General features: G+C 68.4%; 17 protein-coding genes. All 17 read right to left on the bottom strand.

What is annotated here, in order from left to right; genetic code table 11:
• Nucleotides 1-20 precede the first annotated feature (20 nt).
• Entirely contained in the window at nucleotides 21-263 is a 243-nt protein-coding gene (locus tag QTI20_RS13760) for a BolA family protein (RefSeq protein WP_183024984.1), read from the bottom strand.
• Nucleotides 264-405: 142 nt separating this feature from the next.
• Entirely contained in the window at nucleotides 406-1,170 is a 765-nt protein-coding gene (locus QTI20_RS13755) for an ABC transporter permease (protein WP_286551626.1), read from the bottom strand.
• On the bottom strand, nucleotides 1,167-2,114 hold the full coding sequence (locus QTI20_RS13750) for an ABC transporter ATP-binding protein (protein ID WP_286551625.1): 948 nt from the start codon (nucleotides 2,112-2,114) through the stop codon (nucleotides 1,167-1,169). Before QTI20_RS13750 ends, QTI20_RS13755 begins: the two co-directional genes overlap by 4 nt.
• Before the next feature lie 70 nt (nucleotides 2,115-2,184).
• Nucleotides 2,185-2,457, bottom strand: a complete 273-nt coding sequence (locus QTI20_RS13745) for an STAS domain-containing protein (protein WP_286551624.1) — start codon at nucleotides 2,455-2,457, stop codon at nucleotides 2,185-2,187.
• 2 nt (nucleotides 2,458-2,459) lie between these two features.
• Nucleotides 2,460-3,119, bottom strand: coding sequence for an MlaC/ttg2D family ABC transporter substrate-binding protein (locus QTI20_RS13740; RefSeq protein ID WP_286551623.1), 660 nt, complete (start codon nucleotides 3,117-3,119; stop codon nucleotides 2,460-2,462).
• A 192-nt stretch (nucleotides 3,120-3,311) separates the two neighbouring features.
• Nucleotides 3,312-4,067 carry an MlaA family lipoprotein gene (locus QTI20_RS13735; RefSeq protein ID WP_286551622.1) on the bottom strand — a complete coding sequence of 252 codons (756 nt, stop codon included), beginning with the start codon at nucleotides 4,065-4,067 and terminating at the stop codon, nucleotides 3,312-3,314.
• Nucleotides 4,064-4,573, bottom strand: coding sequence for an outer membrane lipid asymmetry maintenance protein MlaD (gene mlaD, locus QTI20_RS13730; RefSeq protein WP_286551620.1), 510 nt, complete (start codon nucleotides 4,571-4,573; stop codon nucleotides 4,064-4,066). Before mlaD ends, QTI20_RS13735 begins: the two co-directional genes overlap by 4 nt.
• 27 nt (nucleotides 4,574-4,600) lie before the next feature.
• The gene (mlaE, locus tag QTI20_RS13725) at nucleotides 4,601-5,380 is read right to left on the bottom strand and encodes a lipid asymmetry maintenance ABC transporter permease subunit MlaE (protein ID WP_183024977.1); all 780 of its coding nucleotides are present in this window, start codon (nucleotides 5,378-5,380) and stop codon (nucleotides 4,601-4,603) included.
• Complete coding sequence (locus QTI20_RS13720) at nucleotides 5,377-6,240, bottom strand: ABC transporter ATP-binding protein (RefSeq protein WP_286551619.1); 864 nt, start codon at nucleotides 6,238-6,240, stop codon at nucleotides 5,377-5,379. Before QTI20_RS13720 ends, mlaE begins: the two co-directional genes overlap by 4 nt.
• Before the next feature lie 110 nt (nucleotides 6,241-6,350).
• Nucleotides 6,351-7,829: a glutamate synthase subunit beta gene (locus QTI20_RS13715; protein ID WP_286574215.1), complete on the bottom strand. Its 1,479-nt coding sequence runs from the start codon at nucleotides 7,827-7,829 to the stop codon at nucleotides 6,351-6,353.
• 38 nt (nucleotides 7,830-7,867) lie between these two features.
• Nucleotides 7,868-12,607 carry a glutamate synthase-related protein gene (locus QTI20_RS13710; protein ID WP_286551616.1) on the bottom strand — a complete coding sequence of 1,580 codons (4,740 nt, stop codon included), beginning with the start codon at nucleotides 12,605-12,607 and terminating at the stop codon, nucleotides 7,868-7,870.
• Nucleotides 12,608-12,807: 200 nt separating this feature from the next.
• Complete coding sequence (locus QTI20_RS13705; protein ID WP_286551615.1) at nucleotides 12,808-13,503, bottom strand: transposase; 696 nt, start codon at nucleotides 13,501-13,503, stop codon at nucleotides 12,808-12,810.
• 22 nt (nucleotides 13,504-13,525) lie between these two features.
• Nucleotides 13,526-14,398, bottom strand: coding sequence for a class I SAM-dependent methyltransferase (locus QTI20_RS13700; protein WP_286551614.1), 873 nt, complete (start codon nucleotides 14,396-14,398; stop codon nucleotides 13,526-13,528).
• Nucleotides 14,395-14,973: a DUF1415 domain-containing protein gene (locus QTI20_RS13695; protein ID WP_219212719.1), complete on the bottom strand. Its 579-nt coding sequence runs from the start codon at nucleotides 14,971-14,973 to the stop codon at nucleotides 14,395-14,397. Before QTI20_RS13695 ends, QTI20_RS13700 begins: the two co-directional genes overlap by 4 nt.
• A complete protein-coding gene (locus tag QTI20_RS13690; protein WP_286551613.1) occupies nucleotides 14,970-16,229 on the bottom strand; it encodes an MFS transporter in 1,260 nt (419 codons plus the stop codon). Before QTI20_RS13690 ends, QTI20_RS13695 begins: the two co-directional genes overlap by 4 nt.
• Nucleotides 16,230-16,231: 2 nt before the next feature.
• On the bottom strand, nucleotides 16,232-17,401 hold the full coding sequence (locus QTI20_RS13685; protein WP_286551612.1) for a deoxyguanosinetriphosphate triphosphohydrolase: 1,170 nt from the start codon (nucleotides 17,399-17,401) through the stop codon (nucleotides 16,232-16,234).
• A 12-nt stretch (nucleotides 17,402-17,413) separates the two neighbouring features.
• Nucleotides 17,414-18,523 carry a 3-dehydroquinate synthase gene (aroB, locus tag QTI20_RS13680; protein WP_286551610.1) on the bottom strand — a complete coding sequence of 370 codons (1,110 nt, stop codon included), beginning with the start codon at nucleotides 18,521-18,523 and terminating at the stop codon, nucleotides 17,414-17,416.
• Nucleotides 18,524-18,540 lie beyond the last annotated feature (17 nt).

Below are 18,540 nucleotides of genomic sequence, written 5' to 3'. Positions count from 1 at the left end.
GGAATGCCTGCAAAGCGGCATCAACGGGGCGCCGCGGCCCATTCGGCGGGCGTGAAGGTCTTCATCGACAGCGCATGCACCTCGTCGGTATGCATTTTCGCACCGAGCGTGGCGTAGACCCGCTGGTGGCGCTGGATCGAGCGCTTGCCCTCGAATTCGGCCGACACGATGGTGGCGTACCAGTGGCGTCCGTCGCCCTCCAGCGCGATGTGTTCGCAGGGCAGGCCGGCGGTGATGATGGCTTGGAGTTCTTCAGCGGTCATGGGGTTGTTCAATGTGCTTTGGGCTCTCGGGAAACGGACTTCCGGACGCAGAGGACGCGAAGGTTTCGCAAAGAACGCAAAAGACGCCCGAAGCCATTGGCTCCGCTTTTTTCGCGTCCTCTGCGTCCCGCAATCCGGATTCTCAGCCCCGGATCTTGTAGCCGATTCGCAGCAGGTGCACGGCGATCGCGCTCACCACCAGCCAGGCGCTGCCGACGATGCCGAAGCTGAGCCAGGGCGAGGCGTCGCTGACGCCGAAGAAGCCGTAGCGGAAGCCGTCGATCATGTAGAAGAAGGGGTTCAGGTGGCTCACGTTCTGCCAGAAGGGCGGCAGCGAGCCGATCGAATAGAACACGCCCGACAGGAAGGTCATGGGCATGATCAGGAAGTTCTGGAACACCGCCATCTGGTCGAATTTCTCGGCCCAGAGGCCGGCGATCAGGCCCAGCGTGCCCAGCATGGCCGCGCCCAGGAAGGCGAAGATGATGATCCAGGCCGGCGCCGCGAAGTCCGGCACGGCGAAGAACACGGTGACGATGAACACGCCCAGGCCCACGGCCAGGCCGCGGATGATGGACGAGCCCACATAGGCGAAGAACCAGCCCCAGTGCGACAGCGGCGTGAGCAGCACGAACACCAGGCTGCCCATGATCTTGCTCTGGATGATCGACGAGGAGCTGTTGGCGAAGGCGTTCTGCAGCACGCTCATCATCACCAGGCCCGGGATCAGGAAGGCGGTGTAGCCCACCGTGCCGTAGACCTTGACGTGGTCTTCCAGCACATGGCCGAACACCATCAAGTACAGCACGGCCGTGAGGATCGGCGCGCCGACCGTCTGGAAGCCGACCTTCCAGAAGCGCAGCGTCTCCTTGTAGAGCAGCGTGCGCCAGCCCGTGGTGCCGATCATCGCGCCACCTCCAGCGGGATCTGCTCGCCGGCCATCAGGTCGATGAACACGTCCTCGAGATCGGCCTTGCGCATCTCGACGTCCTCCACCGCCACGCCGGCCTCACGCAGCGCGCCGAGCAGCTGCTCGACCTCGTGTGCGTTCTGCGCCGGCAGCTGCACGATGCGCCCGGTGATGCGCGCATGCTGGGCGATCGCCCAGGGCAGGTTGGCATCGGTCTTGAAGCGCAGCACGTTGCTGGCGGCCGACTTCAGCAGCTCGCTGGTGCGGTCGAGCGCGATCACGCGGCCCTGCTTGAGCATGGCGATCCGGTGGCACAACGCCTCCGCCTCTTCGAGATAGTGGGTGGTGAGCAGCACGGTGCTGCCCTGCTTGTTGAGCTTGGCGATGAACTGCCACAGCGTCTGGCGCAGTTCGACGTCGACGCCGGCGGTGGGCTCGTCGAGCACGATCACCGGCGGCTTGTGCACCAGCGCCTGCGCCACCAGCACCCGGCGCTTCATGCCGCCCGACAGTTGCCGCAGGTTGGCGCTGGCCTTGTCGGCCAGGCCCAGGCTGTGCAGCAGCTCGTCGATCCAGGCGTCGTTGTTCTTGATGCCGAAGTAGCCCGACTGGATGCGCAGCGATTCGCGCACGTTGAAGAAGGGGTCGAACACCAGCTCCTGCGGCACGATGCCCAGGTGGCGGCGGGCTTCGGCGTAGTCGCGCTGCACGTCGAAGCCGTGCACGCTGACGGCGCCGGCCGTGGGGCGCGAGAGCCCGGCCAGCATGCTGATCAGCGTGGTCTTGCCGGCGCCGTTGGGCCCCAGCAGGCCGAAGAACTCGCCTTCTTCGATCTGGAAGCTCACGTCGTCGACCGCGCGCAGGCCAGGCTTGCCCTGGGCGCGTTGCTGACGTGAGGCGGGGTAGGTCTTGGAGACCGATTGGAAGGAGATCGCGGGCATGGGAGCCCGGGATTCTAGGCGGCCTGCACTTTCAAGGTGCGCGGCCCTTCAAATGACCTCTTGCCGCCCTTCAGGGCGAGGCCGGCAGCAGGCCCGCGATGCCATAGAGCGCGGCCAGTTCGCGCAGCCGGGGCGACAGCCCCTTGACCGCGAAGCTGCGCCCCAGGGCGCTGGCCTCGCGGCGGCATTCGAGCAGCACGGCCAGCGCCGAGGAATCGAAGCGCACCAGCGCGCTGGCATCCACCACCGCCGCCGAGCCGCTCTGGCCCGCCAGCCCCTGCTGCAGCATGCGCATGCAGGCCGGCGCCTCGTCGTGCGTGAGCTTGGTCGGCAGGACCAGCATCTTCAGCTCTTGCCGTTGCTCTTGTTGCGCGCCGCCAGTGCGGCGATCAGGCCGTCGATGCCCTGGCTGTTGATCTGCTGCGCGAACTGGGTGCGGTAGGTATCGACCAGCCACACGCCCAGCACGTTGAGGTTGTAGACCTTCCAGCCGGAACCCTGGCCCGGCGTCTTCTCGAGGCGGTAGTCCAGCTGGACCGGGTCGCCGCGGCCGCGGACCTCGGTGCGCACCAGCACGTCGGTGTCGTCGGGCGAACCGCGGAAGGGGCGCACGCTGACCGTCTGGTCGCTGACCTGGTCGAGCGCGCCGGCATAGGTGCGCACCAGCAGGGTCTTGAACTCGTCCTGCAGCCGCTTCTGCTGTTCCGGCGTGGCCGTGCGCCAGGCCGGGCCGACGGCGGAGGCCGTCATGCGCTGGAAATTGACGTTGGGCATGATCTTGCTGTCGACCAGCACCATGATCTTGTTGACGTCGCCCGACTTGATCGACTTGTCGGACTTGATGGTCTCGAGCACGTCGGTCGAGATGCGCTTGACCAGCGCATCGGGGCTTTCGTCGGCGGCGCGCGCCGGGCTCACGAAGGCCGCGGCGGCACTGAACAGCAGCGCACCGGCCAGCGCCATGTGGCCGAAGCTGCGTCGTTGCAGGATCATCTTGTTGTTCATCGGGCAGGTCCCTCAGGTTTCGGATCTCGCGCGGCCCGCACGGAAACGGCGTGCCGCGACATGAAAGGTTTGGACAGCGCCATCGCCGTCCGGGTTCCTCGGGCGCCAGCCGCCGCTTGCAACGGAATGCAAGCGATCGGCCAACGGCCCTCACAGCTCAACGTGCCGCCTGCGGTCTGTCGCAGGCGTCGGTCACTTGCCCGCGTCGTCGTCGGGCGCCCTGCCGTCCTGGATCTGGCTGCGGCGGCGCTGCAGGAAGGCATCGCGGGTGAACGAATACTTGTCGAGCGCGGCGTCGTCGATCAGCCGACCGGCGCGCAGGTACTGCGAGCGCTTGTCGACCACACGCAGCGCGGTCAGGGAGTTGCGCCAGGCGACGTCCTGGACGGCATTGAGCGCGTCGCCATAGAGGTCGACCGGCTTGGCCGCGGTGTCGCGCAGCGTCGAGGGGCCGAGCAGCGGCAGCACGACGTACGGGCCCGCGCCCACGCCCCAGCGGCCCAGCGTCTTGCCGAAATCCTCGTCGTGGCGGTCGATGCCGACTTCGGTCGCCACGTCGATCAGGCCGCCCAGGCCGAAGATGGTGTTGACGTTGACCCGCATGAAGGTCTCGGCGCTGTTCTGCAGCTTGAGCTGGGCCACGCTGTTGGCGAAGCTCCAGATGTCGCCCAGGTTGCCGAAGAAGTTGTTCACCCCCGTGCGCACCATCGAGGGCAGCACGTTGACATAGGCGGTGGACACCGGCACCAGCACCACCTCGTCGACCTTCTCGTTGAACGAGAACACGCCGCGGTTGAACGGCTCGAAGGGATCGGACGGGTTGGCATTGGGGCCGGTGGCACACCCGGCCAGCACGGCGAGGACGACGGCGGCCCCCACCCAGCGGGCGTGGTCGGCGATGCGCTTCACGGCATGGGAAGCGGGAGACAGGAAGGATCGTGTTTTCATTTTTTGTTCGGGGTTCCCGGCGCCGCGCCCGCATTCGAGGCATTCGGCGTTCCATCGGCAGCCTTGCTGAAGAGGAACTGGCTGATCAGGTTTTCCAGCACCACCGCGGATTGCGTGGAGGTGACGGTGTCACCGGCCTGCAGGTTCTTTTCCTCGGCGCCCGCCTCGATCCCGATGTACTGCTCGCCGAGCAGGCCACTGGTCAGGATCTTGAGCGAACTGTCCTTGGGAAAACTGTAACGGTTTTGCAGCGCCAGCGTGACGTCGGCCTGAAAGAGCTTGTCGTTGAAGGTGATGGATTCCACGCGGCCGACCACCACGCCGGCGCTCTTGACCGCCGTCTGCGGCTTGAGGCCGCCGATGTTGTCGAAGCGCGCGGTGACGGAATAGGTCTTCTGGAAGTTCAGGCTCAGCAAATTGGCCGACTGAAGCGCCAGGAACAGCAGGGCCGCCGCGCCGATCAGCACGAACAGGCCCACCCAGATGTCGTTGTTGGAACGTTGCATGGTTTGCTCTCGTTGTCGAGTTTGCGCTCAGATGCTGAACATCATGGCGGTGAGAAGGAAGTCCAGCGCCAGCACGGCCAGCGAGGCCACCACCACGGTGCGGGTGGTGGCGCGCGACACGCCCTCGGGCGTGGGCTGGGCCTCGAAGCCCTGCAGCAGCGCGACGAAGGTCACGGTGAAGCCGAAGACGATGCTCTTGATGACGCCGTTGCCCAGGTCCCTGAACACGTCGGTGCCGTTCTGCATCTGGCTCCAGAAGGCGCCGGCATCGATGCCCAGCAGCGGCACGCAGACCACCCAGCCGCCCAGGATGCCGACCGCGCAGAACACCGCGGACAGCATCGGCATCGCGATCACGCCGCCCCAGAAACGCGGCGCGAGCACCCGCTTGACGGGGTCGACTGCCATCATCTCCATCGCGCTGAGCTGCTCGCCGGCCTTCATCAGGCCGATCTCGGCGGTCAGCGAGGTGCCGGCGCGGCCGGCGAACAGCAGCGCGGTGATCACCGGGCCGAATTCGCGCAGCAGGCTCAGGCTGATCAGCACGCCCACCGACTCGGTCGCGCCGTAGCGCTGCAGCCCGTAGAAGTACTGCAGGCCCATGACGAAGCCGACGAACAGGCCCGACACGGCGATGATCGCCAGCGAGTAGTTGCCCAGGAAATGGACCTGGTCGCGCACCAGCGAGAAGCGGCGCAGGCCGCCCAGGTCGCTGAACAGCCGCCAGAACAGGCGCGCGCCGCGGCCCAGGTCGGACAGCTTGGAGCGCACCGCGAAGCCGAGGTCGGCGGGATTCCAGAAGCTCAAGGCCGGCCTCCCGAGGCCGGGCCGAAGTCGTCCTCGACGCCGACGCCCGGATAGTGGAAATGCACCGGCCCGTCGGGCAGCGCATGGACGAACTGGTGCACCAGCGGATCGGCGCTCTCGCGCACGGCCTGCGGCGTGCCCTGCGCGGCGACGCCGCCGTTGGCCAGGATGATCACGTGGTCGGCGATGCGGAAGGTCTCTTCCAGGTCGTGCGAGACGATGATGCTGGTCAGCCCCAGCGTGTCGTTGAGCTGGCGGATCAGCCGCGCGGCCGTGCCCAGCGAGATCGGGTCGAGGCCGGCGAAGGGCTCGTCGTACATCACCAGGTCGGGGTCGAGCGCGATCGCCCGCGCCAGCGCCACGCGCCGCGCCATGCCGCCCGAGACTTCGCTGGGCATCAGCTCGCGCGCGCCGCGCAGCCCGACCGCGTCGAGCTTCATGAGCACGATGTCGCGGATCAGCGCTTCGGGCAGTTGGGTGTGTTCGCGCAGCGGGAAAGCCACGTTGTCGAACACGCTCATGTCGGTGAACAGTGCACCGAACTGGAACAGCATGCCCATGCGACGCCGCGCTGCATACAATGCCGCAGCGTCGAACCTGAGCACATCCTGACCATCGAACAGGACCTCGCCGCGCTGCGCCTTCTGCTGTCCGCCGATCAGGCGCAGCACCGTGGTCTTGCCGCCGCCCGATGCGCCCATCAGGGCCGTCACCTTGCCACGCGGCACGGTGAAGGAGACGCCATCGAGGATGGCGCGCGCACCGTAGCCGAACGTGACGTCACGGAACTCGACGAAGGGTGTGGGCAGGGGGGTGGCTGGGTCCATCTCAATAAAAAAGCCGGGCGCTCCTTCGAGCATCCCGGCATGCGGTTTCACGCGGATGATACCGGGGCCGCGTCGGGCCCCGCCGGATTGAAACAAAATTCAATGCGGCGCGCCATGGGATTGCCCGAGGGCCCCCACGCAGCTCAACGCGGCAGGTCGCTGAAGCCCATCAGGAACTCGTCCACCGAGCGCGCGGCCTGGCGGCCTTCGCGGATCGCCCACACCACCAGCGACTGGCCGCGGCGCATGTCGCCCGCGGCGAAGACCTTGGGCGCGTTGGTGGCGTAGCCGCCGCTGAAGTCGACCGTGGCCTTGGCATTGCCGCGGCCGTCCTTCTCGACGCCGAAGGCTTCCAGCACGCCGGCGACCGGGCTCACGAAGCCCATGGCCAGCAGCACCAGGTCGGCCTTGAGCACCTGCTCGCTGCCGGGCACCTCGACCATCTTGCCGTCCTGCCACTCGACGCGCACGGTCTTCAGGCCCGTGACCTTGCCCTTGGTGCCGATGAATTCCTTGGTCGAGATCGCGAACTCGCGTTCGCAGCCTTCGACGTGGCTGGAGCTGGTGCGCAGCTTGTACGGCCAGTAGGGCCAGGTCATCGGGCGGTTCTCTTCCACCGGCGGTTCGGGCATCAGCTCGAACTGCGTGACGCTGACGGCGCCGTGGCGGTTGCTGGTGCCCACGCAGTCGGAGCCGGTGTCGCCGCCGCCGATCACGATCACATGCTTGCCGTCGGCGCGCAGCTGGCCCTTGAGCTTGTCGCCGGCGTTGACCTTGTTCTGCTGCGGCAGGAACTCCATCGCGAAATGGATGCCGTCGAGGTCGCGGCCCGGCACCGGCAGGTCGCGCGACTGCTCGGCGCCGCCGGTCAGCAGCACCGCATCGAATTCCTTGTCGAGCTGCTCGGGCGTGACGGTTTCCTTGGCCCAGTTGGTGACCTTGGAGCCCTTGCCCAGCGTGTCCTTGGCGGCGCCGACGACCACGCCGGTGCGGAAGGTCACGCCCTCGGCCTGCATCTGCGCGACGCGGCGGTCGATGTGCGACTTCTCCATCTTGAAGTCGGGAATGCCGTAGCGCAGCAGGCCGCCCACGCGGTCGTTCTTCTCGAACAGCGTCACGTCGTGGCCGACGCGCGCCAGCTGCTGGGCCGCGGCCATGCCGGCCGGGCCGGCGCCGACCACGGCAACCTTCTTGCCCGTCTTGTGCTTGGCCACGCGCGGCTGGACCCAGCCCTCGTCCCAGGCGCGGTCGATGATCGAATGCTCGATCGACTTGATGCCCACCGCATCGTCGTTCACGTTGAGCACGCAGGCCGCCTCGCAGGGCGCGGGGCAGATGCGGCCGGTGAACTCGGGGAAGTTGTTGGTCGAGTCCAGCACCGCGAAGGCGTTCTTCCAGTCGTCGCGGTACACCAGGTCGTTGAAGTCCGGGATGATGTTGTTGACCGGGCAGCCGCTGTTGCAGAACGGCGTGCCGCAGTCCATGCAGCGCGCGCCCTGGACCTTGGCCTGGTCCTTGTCGAGGCCGACGACGAATTCCTTGTAGTGCTTGAGGCGCTCCTCGACGGGCTTGTAGCCCTCTTCCACGCGCTCGTACTCCATGAAGCCGGTGATCTTTCCCATCGTGCTTTCCTTGTTTCTTGTTTCTACGTGCGGACGGCTCAGACGGCCGCGGTCTTGCGCGCGGTGCCCGCGGCCACGGCGGCGTGCGCGTCGTTGCCGCTGGCCGCGGCCAGCGCCTTGCGGTCGTGGATCTCGGCCAGCGCGCGCTTGTATTCGTTGGGGAACACCTTCACGAACTTGGTGCGCGAGACGGTCCAGTCGTCGAGCAGTTCGCGCGCGCGCTTGCTGCCGGTCCAGCGGTGATGGTCTTCCAGCAGCTTGCGCAGCTGGGCCTCGTCGGTCAGGCCGTTGTGCCAGATCGACGGCTTGATGCTGGCGGTCTGCTCGGCCGTGGTCAGCACCTTCTCCAGCGAGACCATCGACAGGTTGCAGCGCGAGGTGAACTGGCCGTCCTCGTCGTAGACGAAGGCCACGCCGCCGCTCATGCCGGCCGCGAAGTTGCGGCCGGTCTTGCCGAGCACGGCCACCGTGCCGCCGGTCATGTACTCGCAGCCGTGGTCGCCCGTGCCTTCGACGACCGCCGTCGCGCCCGACAGGCGCACCGCGAAGCGCTCGCCCGCGACGCCGCAGAAGTAGGCCTCGCCGGTGGTGGCGCCGTACATCACGGTGTTGCCGACGATGGTGTTGCGCACCGCTTCGCCGCGGAAGTCCAGGCTCGGGCGCACCACGATGCGGCCGCCCGACAGGCCCTTGCCGGTGTAGTCGTTGGCGTCGCCGATGAGGTACAGCGTGATGCCGCGGGCCAGGAAGGCGCCGAAGGACTGTCCGCCCGTGCCCTCGAGCTGGATGCGGATCGAATCGTCGGGCAGGCCCTCGGGATGGACCCGCGTGAGCGCGCCCGACAGCTTGGCGCCGACGGTGCGGTTCACGTTGCGCGCGACCTCGATGAACTGCACCTTCTCGCCCTTGTCGATGGCCGCGCGCGACTTCTCGATCAGCTTGGTATCGAGGTTGTGCTCGAGCCCGTGGTCCTGGTTCTCGACATGGAAGCGCGGCACGTCGTCCGGCACGTTCGGCAGCGCGAACAGGCGGCTGAAATCGAGGCCGCTGGCCTTCCAGTGCGAGATGCCCTTCTTCATGTCGAGCAGGTCGGCACGGCCGATCATGTCGTCGAACTTGCGGATGCCCAACTGCGCCATGATCTGGCGCACTTCCTCGGCGATGAAGAAGAAGTAGTTGACGACGTGCTCGGGCTTGCCCGAGAACTTCTTGCGCAGGACCGGGTCCTGCGTGGCCACGCCCACCGGGCAGGTGTTGAGGTGGCACTTGCGCATCATGATGCAGCCCTCGACGATCAGCGGCGCGGTCGCGAAGCCGAATTCGTCGGCGCCCAGCAGCGCGCCGATGGCGACGTCGCGGCCGGTCTTCATCTGGCCGTCGGCCTGCACCCGCACGCGGCCGCGCAGGCGGTTGAGCACCAGCGTCTGCTGGGTCTCGGCCAGGCCGATCTCCCAGGGGCCGCCCGCATGCTTGATCGAGGACCAGGGCGAGGCGCCCGTGCCGCCGTCGTGGCCGGCGATCACCAGGTGGTCGCTCTTGCACTTGGTCACGCCCGCGGCCACCGTGCCCACGCCCACTTCGCTGACCAGCTTGGTGCTGATGCTGGCGTGCGGCGCGACGTTCTTCAGGTCGTGGATCAGCTGGGCCAGGTCCTCGATCGAGTAGATGTCGTGGTGCGGCGGCGGCGAGATCAGGCCCACGCCCGGCACCGAGTAGCGCTGCTTGCCGATGTACTCGGTGACCTTGCCGCCGGGCAGCTGGCCGCCCTCGCCCGGCTTGGCACCCTGGGCCATCTTGATCTGGATCTGGTCGGCCGAGGACAGGTACTCGGCCGTGACGCCGAAGCGGCCCGAGGCCACCTGCTTGATCTTCGAACGCAGCGAGTCGCCGGCGTTGAGCGCCAGGTCGACCTCGACATTGGCGTCGCCGATCACGCTCTTGAGCGTGTCGCCCTGCTGGATCGGGATGCCCTTGAGCTCGTTGCGGTAGCGCGCCGGATCCTCGCCGCCCTCGCCGGTGTTGCTCTTGCCGCCGATGCGGTTCATGGCCACGGCCAGCGTCGAATGCGCCTCGGTCGAGATCGAGCCCAGCGACATCGCGCCGGTGGCGAAGCGCTTGACGATCTCGGCCGCCGACTCGACCTCTTCCACCGGAATCGCCTGGCTCGGGTCGATCTTGAACTCGAACAGGCCGCGCAGCGTCATGTGGCGACGGCTCTGGTCGTTGATGATCTGGGCGTATTCCTTGTAGGTGCTCCAGTTGTTGGCGCGCGTGCTGTGCTGCAGCTTGGCGATCGCGTCGGGCGTCCACATGTGGTCCTCGCCGCGGGTGCGCCAGGCGTACTCGCCGCCGGCGTCGAGCATGTTGGCCAGCACCGGGTCGTCGCCGAAGGCGGCCGCGTGCATGCGCAGCGCTTCCTCGGCGATCTCGAACACGCCGATGCCTTCGACGCGGCTGGCGGTGCCCGAGAAATACTTGCCGATCGTGTCGTTGTTGAGGCCGATGGCCTCGAACAGCTGCGCGCCGCAGTAGCTCATGTAGGTGCTCACGCCCATCTTGGACATGATCTTCGACAGGCCCTTGCCGATCGCCTTCACGTAGTTGTAGATCGCCTTCTCGGCCGACAGGTCGCCCGAGAGCTCGGCGTGCAGCGAGGCCAGCGTTTCCATCGCCAGGTAGGGATGGACCGCCTCTGCGCCGTAGCCCGCGAGCACGCCGAAGTGATGCACCTCGCGCGCGCTGCCGGTCTCGACCACCAGGCCGGCCGTGGTGCGCAGACCTTCGCGTACCAGGTGCTGGTGGATCGCGCTCGAGGCCAGCAGGGCGGGAATCGCGACCTGCGTGGCACTCACGCCGCGGTCGCTCACGATCAGGATGTTGCTGCCGCCCTTGATCGCGTCGACGGCTTCGGCGCACAGCGAGGCGAGCTTGGCCTCGACGCCTTCACGGCCCCAGTCGGCCGGGTAGGTGATGTCGAGCGTGGTCGAGCGGAACTTGCCCTGCGTGTGCTGCTCGATGTTGCGCAGCTTGGCCATGTCGGCGAAGTCGAGGATGGGCTGGCTCACCTCGAGCCGCATCGGCGGGTTGACCTGGTTGATGTCCAGCAGGTTCGGCTTGGGGCCGATGAAGCTGTTGAGCGACATCACGATCGCTTCTCGGATCGGGTCGATCGGCGGGTTCGTCACCTGGGCGAACATCTGCCGGAAGTAGTTGTAGAGCGTCTTGTTCTTGCTCGAGAGCACGGCCAGCGGGCTGTCGTTGCCCATCGAGCCGATGCCTTCCTCGCCGGCCTGCGCCATCGGGCTCAGCAGGAACTTGATGTCTTCCTGCGTATAACCAAAAGCCTGTTGCCGATCGAGCAGCGATACGGCGTTGGCGGGCACTTCGGCCGGCGGCGCATCGACGCTGTCGAGCTTGATGCGCAGGTTCTCGATCCACTGCTTGTAGGGCTTGGTGTTGACGACATAGGCCTTGAGCTCGTCGTCGTCGATCATGCGGCCCTGTTCCAGGTCGATCAGGAACATCTTGCCGGGCTGCAGGCGCCACTTGCGCAGGATCTTGTGCTCGGGCACGGGCAGCACGCCCGATTCCGAGGCCATGATCACCAGGTCGTCGTCGGTCACGCAGTAGCGCGAGGGGCGCAGGCCGTTGCGGTCCAGCGTGGCGCCGATCTGGCGGCCGTCGGTGAACACGATCGAGGCCGGGCCGTCCCACGGCTCCATCATCGCGGCGTGGTATTCGTAGAACGCGCGGCGGCGCTCGTCCATCGTCGTGTGCTGCTCCCAGGGCTCGGGGATCATCATCATCACGGCCTGGCTGATCGGGTAGCCGGCCATGGTCATGAGTTCGAGGCAGTTGTCGAAGGTCGCGGTGTCGGACTGGCCGGCGAAGCTGATCGGGTAGAGCTTCTTCAGGTCGGCCGCCAGCACCGGCGAGGACATCACGCCCTCGCGCGCCTTCATCCAGTTGTAGTTGCCGCGCACCGTGTTGATTTCGCCGTTGTGGGCGACATAGCGGTACGGGTGGGCCAGCGGCCACTTGGGGAAGGTGTTGGTCGAGAAGCGCTGGTGCACCAGGCCGATGGCCGAGATACAGCGCTCGTCGGACAGGTCGAGGTAGTACACGCCGACCTGGTCGGCCAGCAGCAGGCCCTTGTAGACCACCGTGCGGCTGGACATGCTCGGAACGTAGTATTCCTTGCTGTGCTTGAGCTCCAGGTTCTGGATGTTGGCGCTCGCGGTCTTGCGGATCACGTAGAGCTTGCGCTCCAGCGCGTCCTGCACGATCACGTCGCTGCCGCGGCCGATGAAGACCTGGCGCAGGATGGGCTCGGTCTTCTTGACCGCGGGCGACATCGGCATCTCGCGGTTGACCGGCACGTCGCGCCAGCCCAGCAGCACCTGGCCTTCGGCCTTGATCGCGCGCTCCATCTCCTGCTCGCAGGCCATGCGCGAGGCATGTTCCTTGGGCAGGAAGATCATGCCGACGCCGTATTCGCCATAAGGCGGCAGTTCGACGCCCTGCTTGCCCATCTCCTCGCGGTACAGCGCGTCGGGGATCTGGATCAGGATGCCGGCGCCGTCGCCCATCAGCTTGTCGGCGCCGACGGCGCCGCGATGGTCGATGTTCTCGAGGATCTTGAGGGCCTGCGTCACGATGTCGTGGCGCTTCTCGCCCTTGATGTGGGCGACGAAACCGAGGCCGCAGGCATCGTGTTCGTTGCTGGACGAATACAGCCCGTGCTGTTCCAGGTGTTGGATCTCGACATCCGTCGTCATGGGGCGCACTCCTTCAATTTATCGCGGGATCTCTCGCAGGGAATCGGAGGATATTGCGTTGCACAAATAATGCCAAGAAGATTAAATGGGGTCAGATTCATATTATTTTCTGACTTTTTTGGTGAGGTATTAATTAGGGACATATCAAACAATGGGCGACGGGATGCCCGAGGCAGCCCGATCGGGCCCCGAACAAGGAATCAAACGGCCGGAGGATTCGGCCGGCGCCCGGCCCGCGCCTTGACCAGCCGCCGCGGCGTGGCCTGCTGCAGCTGCGCCAGGAAGCGCTCGTCGCCCGCGGCCCAGCCCTGCAGCGCCGCGTCGGTCAGCAGCGTCTGCTCCGGGGCGCTGTTGCCTTCGCGCACCCGCTCCGCATAGGCCGCCTCGCGCGCGAAGGGCGTGTTGCCCAGCGCCCAGTACAGCGGATGCGGCGACAGGAAGCGGTCGCTGCGCAGGCCCGCGTAGTGGTGGTGGCTGGACCAGGCGAAGTCGCGCGCCTCCGGAACCAGACCGGCGCGCACCGGGTTCAGGTCGAGGTAGACCATGCAGGGCAGCAGGTAGCGCTCGGCCTGCAGCACGGTCGCGCGGTAGCGCCCTTCCCACAGCGTGCCGCTGCGCGCATGGCGGTCGTTGAAGCTGCGCACATAGCTGCGCCCCACCGCCTGCATGAACTGCGGCAGGCCTTCGGCGGTGGACGGCGTGACCAGCAGGTGGAAGTGGTTGTCCATCAGCACGTAGGCGTGCAGCGCCACGCCGAAGCGCGGTGCGTGCTCGGCCCACAGCGCGACCAGCCGTTCGCGGTCGGCGGTGTCGACGACGATCGGCTGGCGGTTGTTGCCGCGCTGGATCACGTGGTGCAGCTGCTGCGCCAGCGTGAGTCGGGGCAGTCGGGCCATGGCGGCGCGCGGCCTTTTCCGCTCAGTCCAGCCGGAAACGCGTCTGCAGCAGAGCGCTCAGCCCGAATTCGGCCAGCAGGCTGCGCAGGCGCTCGGCGGCGCTGGCCTTCGCCTGGCCGGTGCGGCGCGCGATGATCAGCTCGTTCTTCATGCTGTGCTCCCAGCCGACGAGTTCGGTCACCGTGACCTGGTAGCCCTGGGCCTCGAGGTAGAGGCAGCGCAGCACGTTGGTCAGCTGGCTGCCGATCTCGCGCGTGTGCAGCGGATGGCGCCACAGCTCGGCCAGCGGCGTGCGCGACAGCGACAGCGCCTTGGTCTCGCGCAGGCAGGCCGCCACTTCGGCCTGGCAGCAGGGCACCAGCACCATGTATTTCGCCCGCTTGGCCAGCCCGAAGGCGATCGCGTCGTCGGTGGCGGTGTCGCATGCATGCAACGCCGTCACGATGTCGATCTGCGCCGGCAGCTCGCTGGCATGGGTCGACTCGGCCACGGTCAGGTTCAGGAAGGCCATGCGGTCGAAGCCCAGCCGCTGCGCCAGCGCGCGCGATTTCTCGATCAGTTCGCTGCGCGTCTCGATGCCGTAGACATGGCCGCCGTCGAGCGCGCGGAAGAACAGGTCGTAGATGATGAAGCCCAGGTAGGACTTGCCCGCGCCGTGGTCGGCCAGCGTCGCGTGGCGGCCCTGCTCCGGCAGTTCGCGCAGCAGCTTCTCGATGAACTGGAACAGGTGGTAGACCTGCTTGAGCTTGCGGCGCGAATCCTGGTTGAGCCGGCCTTCGCGCGTGAGGATGTGCAGTTCCTTGAGCAGCTCGATCGATTGCCCGGGCCGCAGCGCCTCCTGCACGTCGGCCTCGGCCTTGGCGGCCTTGCCGGTCTTGTGGTCGGGGCGGCTCATCGTGCGGCTCCCGCGCCCACGTCGAGCGCGGCCCAGCCGGCCGGGCCCAGCGCCTCCAGCGTCTCGATGTTGCGCTCGAAGATCACCTCGGCCTCGGGGAAGGCCTCGACCGCGCGGTCGATGCTCTCCTCGCGCAGCAGGTGCAGCGTGGGGTACGGCGCGCGGTTGGTGGCGTTGCCGATGTCGTCGGGCTCGGTGCCGCCGAACTGGAAGCGCGGGTGGAAGCTCGCGAGCTGCAGCGTGCCCTCGAGGCCCGCGCGGGCCAGGCGGCGTTCGGCGCGTTCGGTGAAGTCGTTGAAATCCAGGAAGTCGGCCAAGGTGTGGGGTGCCATCAGGAGGGTGGTGTCGCGTTCGGAAGCCGGCCGGTCGACCAGCGCCTGGGCCTCGGCCATCAGCAGGTCGAGCAAACCCGCATCGTCGTCGGCGGCCAGGTGCACCGCGTAGTGGACCTGGCCCTTGGCGTGCACCGCCTTGGCGAACGGACAGAGGTTCAGGCCGATGACCGCGCGCTCGAGCCAGCGTCGCGTGTCGGCTTCGGCCTGCGCGGCCGTGATTGTCGCAGTCGTGTCGTTCATGCGTGGATTCCTTGTGTCGATGGCCCCGGCCTCAGCCGGGCCGCGAGCGCGATGCCCGCCAGCGCGCAGGCCAGCGTCACGGCCCAGGTCCATTGCCAGCCGCCCGCGCGGTGCGCGAGCCAGGCCACCAGCGGCGGCGCGCAGAACTGGCCCAGCGCCGAGGCCTGCTGCATCAGCCCGACCGTGGTCGACACGGTGCCGGGCCCGGGCGCGAAACGCAGCGCCAGCACGAACAGCGTGGCCGGCACCATGCCGCCGCCGAAGGAGAAGGCGCACACCGCGGCGTAGCGCAGCGCGGGCGGCAGGCCGGCGGCCAGCAGGCCGTCGCCGAACTGCAGGAAGGCCGCGACGCCGCCCAGCGCCATCGCGCCGTAGCCCCAACGCAGCAGTTTCTCGGGCGCCAGGCCGCGCTGCAGCAGCCGGCCGCCCAGCAGGTTGCCGCCGATGTTCATGGCCGCGGCGCCGGCCGTGAGCACCGCGCTCCAGGCCACGGGCACGCCGGCCTCGGCATAGATCGCAGGCAGGAAGCCGATCACCGCCATCCACTGGGCCGAATAGACCGCGAAGGCGGCCGCCAGCAGCCAGGGGCCGGGCGCGCGCAGCGTGTCGCGCAGCCGGGCCGGCCATGGTTCGGCCTGCGTCGGCGGTGCGGCGGCATCGGCCGGTACGCTGGCCGCCACCCAGCACGCCGCGGCCGCCGACACGCCGGCCAGCGCCCACCACCAGGCGCCCCAGCCCAGGGCCGCGATCAGCGCCGGCCCCACCAGCAGCGCCGAGGCCACGCCCAGCGGCATGTAGGCACCCCACCAGCCGAGCGCGCTCTTCTCCGCGCCGCTGGGCGCGGTGGCACGGATCAGCGCCGGCGCCGGCATCACCACCAGCAGGAAGCCCAGGCCTTCGAGCGCACGCAGCGCCAGCAGCGCGGGCACCGCATGGGCGCCGGGCTGCGCGGCGGCACCGATCGCCCCGCCCGCCAGGCTGGCCAGCGTGAGCAGCGCCAGACCCCAGAGCATGCTGCGGCGCAGCCCGATGGTGTCGGAGGCCAGGCCGGCGGCCAGGCCCAGCGTCATGCTCGCCATCTGCACCAGCGCCAGCAGGAAGCCCGCCTCGACCAGGTCGATGCCCAGCGCGGCCTGCAGCGCCGGCACGGCCGGCGGCAGCTTGCCCAGGTGCAATGCGGCACTGACGCCGGCCGCGACGACGGCCAGCGTGGCGGCCGGCAAGCGCGGGCGCGCGACAGGGGCGATCGCGGCCATGCTCAGGCCTGCCAGGCGCGCCCGGTCAGGCGCTCGTGCTCGCGCATCGCGAAGCGGTCGGTCATGCCGGCGATGTAGTCGGCCACCGCGCGCGCCACGTCGGGTCGGCCCGCGAACGAGTCCGGCATCTCGGCCGGGCGTTCCAGGTAGGCGGTGAACAGTTCGCGCACCATCACCTTGGCCTGGCCCGTGGTCTGCGTGACCTGCGGATGGCGGTAGAGGTTGGCGAACAGGAAGCGCTTGAGCACGATCGACTGCGCGCGCATCTCGTCGCTGAAGCGCAGCAGCGGATCGGCGCGCCGGGCCGCGTCGGCATCGGCCGGCGCGGCCGCCTCGACGGCCGCGCGGGTGGCGTCGATCACGTCGTAGACCTGCGCGCTGAGCATGCGGCGGATGGTCTCGTAGAGCACGCGCCGCCCGCCCAGCGTCGGGTGCTCGGCCAACGCCTCGCGCCGGTAGCGCTCGAACAGCTCGACCTCGCCCAGCTGCGCGATGCTGATCAGGCCCGAGCGCACGCCGTCGTCGATGTCGTGCGCGTTGTAGGCGATCTCGTCGGCCAGGTTGCACAGCTGCGCCTCGAGGCTGGGCTGGGTGCGCTCGAGGAAGCGCCGGCCCACGCCGCCGGGCTCGGCCGCCTCGATGCGCTCGGCATTGGCTCGCGAGCAGTGCTTGAGGATGCCCTCGCGCGTCTCGAAGCTCAGGTTCAGGCCGTCGTACTGCGGGTAGCGGTGCTCGAGCGTGTCGACCACGCGCAGGCTCTGAAGGTTGTGCTCGAAGCCGCCATGGCCGGCCATGCAGTCGTCGAGCGCGTCCTGGCCCGCATGGCCGAAGGGCGTGTGGCCCAGGTCGTGCGCCAGCGCGATCGCCTCGACCAGGTCTTCGTTGAGCCGCAGCGCGCGCGCGATCGAGCGCGCGAGCTGCGCCACCTCGAGCGAGTGCGTGAGGCGGGTGCGGAACAGGTCGCCCTCGTGGTTGAGGAAGACCTGGGTCTTGTAGACCAGCCGGCGGAAGGCGGTGGAATGGACGATGCGGTCGCGGTCGCGCTGGAAGGCATCGCGCGTGGGCGCGGGCGGCTCCGGATGGCGGCGGCCGCGCGACGCGGCCGCATGGCTGGCGTAGGGCGCCAGCCGCCCCGCGGGACCATCGGTGAAGGAGGATTCGACCGGCGCCATGGCAGCGTCTCTTCAGGCGCCGCCGCAGTGCGCCAGCACCTCGCGCACCAGCGCGTCGGGCGCCGGGCGCATCACGGCCGAACCGGGCTTGTCGATGAGCACGAAACGGATCTCGCCGGCCTCGGACTTCTTGTCGACGCGCATCAGTTCCAGGTAGCGCTCGGCGCCGAGCTTCGGCGCGACGGTGGGCAGGCCGGCGCGCTCGACCAGCGTCGTCAGCCGCTGCACGAAGGCCGCGTCGACGCCGCCCAGGCGCTGCGAGAGCTGCGCCGCCATCACCATGCCGCAGCCCACGGCCTCGCCGTGCAGCCACTCGCCGTAGCCCAGGCCCGACTCGATCGCATGACCGAAGGTGTGGCCGAAGTTGAGGATCGCGCGCAGGCCGGCCTCGCGCTCGTCCTGCCCCACCACCTCGGCCTTGATCTCGCAGCTGCGCCGCACCGCATGCGCGAGCGCCGCCGGGTCGCGGGCCATCAGCGCGTCGATGTTCGCCTCGATCCAGTCGAAGAAGGCCATGTCGTAGATCGGGCCGTACTTGATGACCTCGGCCAGGCCCGCGCTGAGCTCGCGCGCCGGCAGGGTGGCGAGCGTCGCCAGGTCGCACAGCACCAGCTGCGGCTGGTAGAAGGCGCCGATCATGTTCTTGCCCAGCGGATGGTTGATCGCGGTCTTGCCGCCCACCGAGGAATCGACCTGCGCGAGCAGCGTGGTCGGCACCTGCACGAAGGGCACGCCGCGCATGTAGCTCGCGGCCGCGAAGCCGGTCATGTCGCCGACCACGCCGCCGCCCAGTGCGAACAGCACCGTCTTGCGGTCGCTGCCCTGCTGCAGCAGCGCATCGAAGATCAGGTTGAGCGTGGGCCAGTCCTTGTGCGCCTCGCCGTCGGGCAACTCGAGCACGTGGACGGTCCGGAAGCGCCCGGCGAGCGTCTTCTGCAGCGCTTCGGCATAGAGCGGGCTCACCGTGGTGTTGGTGACGATCAGGGCGCTGGCGGCGGCGGGCACCGCGTCGAACTGCGACGGGTCGCCGAGCAGGCCGGCGCCGATCAGGATGGGATAGCTGCGGTCGCCGAGGCGGATGTCGACGCGCTGGGGCGAAGCGATGGATTCAGGCTGGGGCATGGCCCCAAGTTTAGGGC

Origin of the sequence: Variovorax sp. J2P1-31, assembly GCF_030317215.1 — a bacterium.
In the GTDB taxonomy this organism is placed as follows: Bacteria; Pseudomonadota; Gammaproteobacteria; order Burkholderiales; family Burkholderiaceae_C; genus Variovorax.
Note: the sequence above shows the minus strand (reverse complement) of the source record. Positions and strands in the feature narration are given on the sequence as shown.